The organism is Asticcacaulis biprosthecium C19, from assembly GCF_000204015.1.
Lineage (GTDB): Bacteria > Pseudomonadota > Alphaproteobacteria > Caulobacterales > Caulobacteraceae > Asticcacaulis > Asticcacaulis biprosthecius.
Map to the genome: position 1 here is coordinate 2048144 of NZ_GL883077.1, position 5813 is coordinate 2053956.

The window sequence follows — 5813 nt, forward strand, 5'->3', positions numbered from 1 at the left end:
GTCCGGTATGAATTGACCTATGACCGCTGGATGCCGGACGCCGCAAAGGTCTACGAGTTGACGACAACCTATGTCGTTGACGGAAAGGCAATGGTCCCCTGGCGATCGGGCGCCGGTGCAGCGCTCGACGCACTGCGGGGGCAGGAGCCGGACCTGGTTGGGACGCGGATGGTGTCGAGCTACGCCGGCTATAGTTCCGGAGGAGACAGCTTCTCGGAAGAGGAATTTCTCGTAGATCCCGATTTTTTCAAGGTCTTCCAACTCACCCTCCTTGCAGGAGATAAGCGGCAGGCACTTGAGCCGGGACATGTAGCGATTAGCGAAACGATTGCCCGCAAGTATTTCGGAACGACCCAGGTCATCGGACGTAGATTGATCCTGCGCGATGCCCGGTGGGGTACTCAGGCCCTCGTTTCCGGAATCCCGCCGGCGGAAGAACTCATCATCTCCGCCGTTGTGCAGGATGTACCCTCGAACAGCCGTCGGCGTTTCAACATCCTTCGGCGGCTCACGGCGGAACGAATGGCTTTCTATGCGCACTGGCAGGACTGGGGAGCTGCGCAGCATTTCACCTATTTGCGCCTTGATACCCCGCGACACGTCCAAAGCGTGAATGGACGCCTCGACCACCTCGTCGACACCACAGGGGCAGCGGCGTACGGTGATATCACAGCGCCGCACTCTCCTCGCCACAGTCTGCTCAAGATCAGGTTTTCCCGCTTTGGCGATTGGCGTCTGGGAGACGATGACGGCCTTCGTACGATGGTGCTGGTTCTGACGGCGGCGGCACCGTTAGCTCTGATTGTTGCCCTGTTGAATTACGTCAATCTGTCCACCGTCCTCGCGGGGCTGAGGGCACGCGAAATTGTGCTGCGGAAGATGATGGGCAGCACCCGCAAGGTCCTACTGACACATTTTCTCGTCGAAACAGCCCTTTGGTCCGTGATGGCCCTGTTACTGGGTTTCAGTTTTGTCGAAGGCGTCCTGCCGGTGTTAAATCGTTCGGGTGGTCTGTCACTGCGGATCGGCGATCTCAAGGACTTCCCACTGATCGTCGGCCTGTCGATGGCATGTCTCGTCGGTGCCCTGCTGGCGGGACTTTATCCTGCTTGGACATCGACCCGATCGCCTCTTGCGGCGAATTTGTCGGGAACAGGTGGGGCCTTCGGTGGGCGGGCTGGTCACAAACTCCGCCAAATCCTTGTGGCCTTGCAGTTTTCGTGTGTCACAATCTTCTTCATCCTTTTGGTCGGCTTCTCGAGCCAGGTTCTGCACGCCCAACGCTCGGATCTTGGGTTTTCGAGGGAGGGCCTCCTCACCTCCATCTCGATGGCGGAATCGGGAATCACCCAGGCCCAGGCGACACGCATATGGTCGGAGTGGAAGACCTTGCCTGGGGTCGAAAGTATTGGAGCAGGCCCCGTTCCGGGAAATTCTGAAGGCGGTGGCTTCACCACGCCTACAGTCCTCGACCCGGATACCAATGTGAATGTTCGCATCGAACAAATCGCGCCTGAATTCTTTTCGACGCTGGGGGTGCCAATCCTGGCCGGGCGCAATGTCACGGCACAGGACAGTGTGACCTACGACATGCCTTTCGACAGACAGGTTGTCACTACATCGGTTTGCGTCGTCGCCAACGCTCAATTGACCCGGCACTTGGGGTTCTCCTCGCCTGAAGCGGCGCTGGGACACGAAATGGTTTCGATCGGCAAACGGCTGAAAATTGTCGGTGTGGTTGGCGATCAACGTTTCGAAGGTCCGGCGAATGCGATTATGCCAATCGTCTATATCCCAACGACGGATATCCTGCTCCATCGGTTTACCGTCTTGCGGTACCAGGGCGTGAGCGAAACCACTGTGCGGAGCGCAATGCGGGAGGTGTGGCAAAGGATAGCTCCAGAAATGCCGCTGGAGATCAAACAGGCGAACGATCACCTCGACGCCTACTACGTCTCTGATCGCCGCATGATAAACCTCTTTCTTGTAGGAACCCTGCTGGTAGCGGCTGTGGGAATGGTGGGCCTCTACGGACTTGCTGCATTCAGTACATCCGCCCGTACGGCCGAAATCGGCATTCGCAAGGCCATGGGCGCGACCCGCTGGTCTGTGGTCAGGCTTCTTCTGTTCCAGTTTCTCAAGCCCGTCCTCCTGGCCAATCTGATCGCCTGGCCCGTGGCGTACATTGTGCTGGACCGCTGGCTGAAACAGTTCGACGACCGGGTGCCCTTAAGTCTCTGGTTCTTCCTTGCCGGGTCAGGCATCTCCCTTACGGTCGCCGTCCTGACCGTCGCTGGGCTGGCCTTCACGGCGGCCGGCACCACGCCCGGCAAGGCGCTGCGCCATGAATAGGGCGAGCGCAGCATGATCCGATCCTTCCTGATCGCCTTCTATCGTACGACAGCGCGCCATCCGCTGTATGCCGTGCTCAACGTCCTGGGGCTATCCTTCGGCGTCGCGGTGTTCATCGTCATCAGCCTCTATGTCCACTTTGAGGCCACCTTTGACGCCTGGATGCCCAAGGCCGACCGCATTCACGAAATCACCACCACCCGTCTGGTCTGGGACGACAAGGCCGAACCGGACTTTGCCAGTGCGGGGGTGGCTCTGGACGCCGTTCGCGCTGCCGTGCCGCGTGCCCCTTCGACGCAAGTCGTCACGACCTGGTCCATCTTCCAGTATGACGGCGAGCCGGTGGAGGAGGAGGAATACCTTGTCAGTGCCGGCTTCTTCGACGTCTTCGATCTGCCCCTGGTGGCCGGCAGCAAGACCAACGCCCTGACACCGGACTCGATCGTGATCAGCGAGGCCAAGGCGCGCAAATACTTTGGCCATACCGACGTCGTCGGACGCCGTATCGTCCTGCGCGACATGATCGTCGGCGTGATGGACGTTCCGCAAGGTGCCTCCGTCTCGCGGGTCTATACAGTGACAGCCGTTCTGGCCGACACGCCTCCCAATTCCAGTCTGCGTTTCCATTTTGTCCGCCTGCTGACTCCGCAACGTGCCGCCGCTTTCCCTCACTGGGACAACTGGGATGTCAGCACTCACCGGACCTTTGTCGCGTTGGATGGCGCAAAGGCTTTGGCAGAGGCGAATGCGCGTCTGGACGCCTTCGTCGACAGCCACGGTCGCAGCCCCGCTATCGACGCCCAGTTTCCCGGCCGGCCACGCCACGAACGCCTGCGCCTGCGCGCCTTTCCCCTGGCCAAAGAGCACCTGGCCGACCGTAAGGCGATGGCGCCGATCCTGGCACTGGGAACACTCGGCATCCTGGCGTTTGCCATCGCCTTGCTCAACTACGTCAACCTGGCGACCGCCCGCACTATGATCCGCGCCCGTGAAGCGGCTCTGCGGCGAACCCTGGGCGCGACCGAGGGGACCTTGCGGCTGCAGTTCCTTGGGGAAGCCGCCTTGGTCTCGCTGATGGCGGTGGTGCTCGGCTTCAGCCTTGTCGAACTGGCCCTGCCTCTGGTCAATAATTTGGGCGGGACGTCGTTGCGCCTGAGCTACCTGCGTACCTGGCCCTTCCTCGTGGGACTGACGACGGCCGTTCTTCTGTGCGGTGCGATGGCCGGGCTCTACCCGGCCTTTCTGATGGCCGCCTATCGACCGGCCGCCGTTTTCGCTTCGACGCGGACACCGTCAGGCGGACGTCTGGCCGTCCGGCTGCGGGAAATTCTGGTGTTTTTGCAGTTCACCCTCGTCACGGCCTTCCTAATCGTGGTGATAGGCTTCGCCACCCAGTTGCGTCACATCCAGACCTCGAATCTCGGTTTCGATCGCGAAGGGCTGCTGATCACCAATGCGCTGACGGGCGCCACCTTCGACCCGGGCAAGATCAGCGCGATCACCTCGCAGTGGGTCGCCCTGCCCAATGTCGTATCGCTGAGCAGCGGTGTTACACCCGGGCCCTATTATGACTGGGCTCTGTTGCCGATACGACGGACTCTGCCCGGGGCGCAACCGGTCGATGCCAGCGTGCTCATGATCGGAGATCACTATTTCAATGTCTTCGAAGCCAAGCTGCTGGCCGGCCGTGTCCTGACCCGCGACGACCAGGTGATCATGGAGGCTGTTCAGGCGGCGAACCGCGTGCCGATCACGATCAATGTGGTGATCAATCGACGCGCGGCGCAGGCCTACGGCTTCTCCTCGCCGGAAGCAGCCCTGGGGCAGGACCTGATCATTGCGAAAAGGACCCTTCACATCGTGGGGGTCGTTGCCGACCAGAGATTTGGCCCGCCGTCCGAACCGATCGTGCCGCTCGTCTTCTATTCCATGACCCAGATGCAGGAAAAGATGTCGACGATCCTCAGGTACGACGGCGTGTCCGAAGACGTCATGCGGGCGCGCATGATATCGGTATGGCGCCGACTTGCCCCCGACCTGCCGCTCGACCTCGTCTCGGGCAATGAGTCGCTGGAGCACTATTATGAGGCCGACCGCCGGATAACGCGGTTGTTCGTCATGGGGGCCTGCCTGGTGGGCCTGATCGGCGTCATCGGCCTTTACGGCATGGCGGCTTTCAACACGTCGGCCCGTTCGGTGGAAATCGGCCTGCGCAAGGCCATGGGCGGTTCACGGCCGCGGATCACTGGGCTGTTGGTGACGCAATTCCTGCGGCCGGTGGTTCTGGCCAACCTTGTGGCCTGGCCAACGGCGTGGTGGGTCCTCGACCACTGGCTTGGGCAGTTCGACGACCGTGTGGCGCTTAGCCCGATCTTTTTCCTGCTCGGCTCGGGCATTGCGCTACTGATCGCCGTCATGACCGTGGTCGGACTGACCTGGAATGCGGCGGGTTCGGCGCCGGGAAAGACGCTGCGGCACGAATAGGCATTGAAAAATGTTTGGTTGCGTTTAAGAGGTCAGACCAATGTGCCAATGTGCGAACACGACGTCTTTGAGGCGGATTTGAACTTGGCCGTCGTACCTAGAACAGATCAGATTTCGGGACCGCCTGCATGAAAATCACCGCCGCCAAAGTCATCGTTACCTGCCCGGGCCGCAACTTCGTCACCTTGAAGATTGAAACCGACCAGGGCGTCTACGGCATCGGCGACGCCACGTTGAACGGCCGTGAACTGTCGGTGGTTGCCTACCTCGAAGAACACGTCATCCCCGCCCTGATCGGCAAGGATCCGCGCCGCATCGAGGACATCTGGCAGTACTTCTATCGTGGCGCCTACTGGCGCCGCGGGCCGGTGACCATGCGCGCCATCGCCGCCGTCGACGTTGCCCTGTGGGACATCAAGGGCAAGATGGCTGGCATGTCGATCACCGACCTCCTGGGCGGGGCGTCGCGCGACTCGGTCCTGGTCTACGGTCACGCCAATGGTGCCGACCTGGAAGGCACGATCGACGCGGTCGGCAAATATATCGACCTCGGTTACACGGCCATCCGCGCCCAGTCGGGCATCCCCGGCATCAAGCTGGCCTATGGCGTCGGCCGCGGCACCCTGCATTACGAACCGGCTGATGCGACCCTGCCGACCGAAACCGTGTGGAACACGTCGAAATATCTCGACTACTGCCCCAAGCTGTTCGACGCCCTGCGCTCGAACTACGGCAATGAACACGAGCTGCTGCACGACGGCCACCACCGCCTGACACCCAACGAAGCGGCGCAACTGGGCAAGAACCTGGAACCCTATCGCCTGTTCTGGCTGGAGGACATCACCCCGGCCGAAAACCAGGAGGCCTTCCGCCATATCCGCCAGCACACGACGACCCCACTGGCGGTGGGTGAGATCTTCAATACCATCTGGGATGCCAAGGACCTGATTCAGAACCAACTGATCGACTATATCCGC

Annotated in this window: 3 protein-coding genes; all 3 read left to right on the forward strand. The window is 61.0% G+C overall.

The features are described 5' to 3' along the window. A partial coding sequence (locus ABI_RS09550) for an ABC transporter permease (protein ID WP_040308761.1) occupies positions 1-2352 on the forward strand: 2352 nt, incomplete at its 5' end. A 12-nt stretch (positions 2353-2364) separates the two neighbouring features. Then, the gene (locus ABI_RS09555; protein WP_006272729.1) at positions 2365-4836 is read left to right on the forward strand and encodes an ABC transporter permease; all 2472 of its coding nucleotides are present in this window, start codon (positions 2365-2367) and stop codon (positions 4834-4836) included. A gap of 128 nt (positions 4837-4964) precedes the next feature. Further along, positions 4965-5813, forward strand: an 849-nt coding sequence (locus tag ABI_RS09560; RefSeq protein ID WP_040308762.1) for a D-galactonate dehydratase family protein, incomplete at its 3' end; no start/stop codon positions are given.